The following is a 511-nucleotide window of genomic DNA, read 5'->3' on the forward strand; positions in this document are numbered from 1 at the left end:
CGGGCGATCGCGATGTAATCGGCGGGCCCGCGCGCTTCGGCACATAGTCGCTTGAAGCTGAACGCCGCGACGCCTTTCAGTGCCTTGGGCACATGCAGCGTGCGACCCTGCACGATCAGATCCTCGGACGGCACATGCGCGCGATCCTCGACCGGAAAATCGGTGAGGCGGAAAAAATCGCCCGAGAGGATTCGCGTCGCTTCGGGGCCGTTGGGCACCAGCCAGGTGTCGACCTGACCCAGCCGGTCGCGCCGATAATCGGTCGGGCCGTTGAGCGCGATCACATCAAGCCGCGACTCGATCAGCGCGATGAAGGGCAGCCAGGAGACCAGCAGCGAGACGAACCAGGGCACGTTGTCGCCCGGCGGCTTCGCGGTGATCTGCACCTTGCTGTCATAGAGGCGCTTCACCAGCGTTGACGTCGTCGCGGCGTCACCGGCTTCCCACGCCGTAATCAAAGCCTGGTACCAGAACAAATTTACCGTTGAGGGTGTGCAGCCGATGTCTGGGC

At 63.8% G+C, this 511-nt stretch carries 1 protein-coding gene; it reads right to left on the reverse strand.

Going from position 1 to position 511, the window contains the following annotated elements:
* Nucleotides 1-511: AFG1/ZapE family ATPase (gene zapE / locus AACY52_RS30150; RefSeq protein WP_339561353.1), on the reverse strand; the 511-nt coding region annotated here is incomplete at both ends.

Source organism: Pseudomonas sp. EA_65y_Pfl1_P113 (assembly GCF_963970525.1).
Classification (GTDB): Bacteria; Pseudomonadota; Gammaproteobacteria; order Pseudomonadales; family Pseudomonadaceae; genus Aquipseudomonas; species Aquipseudomonas tritici.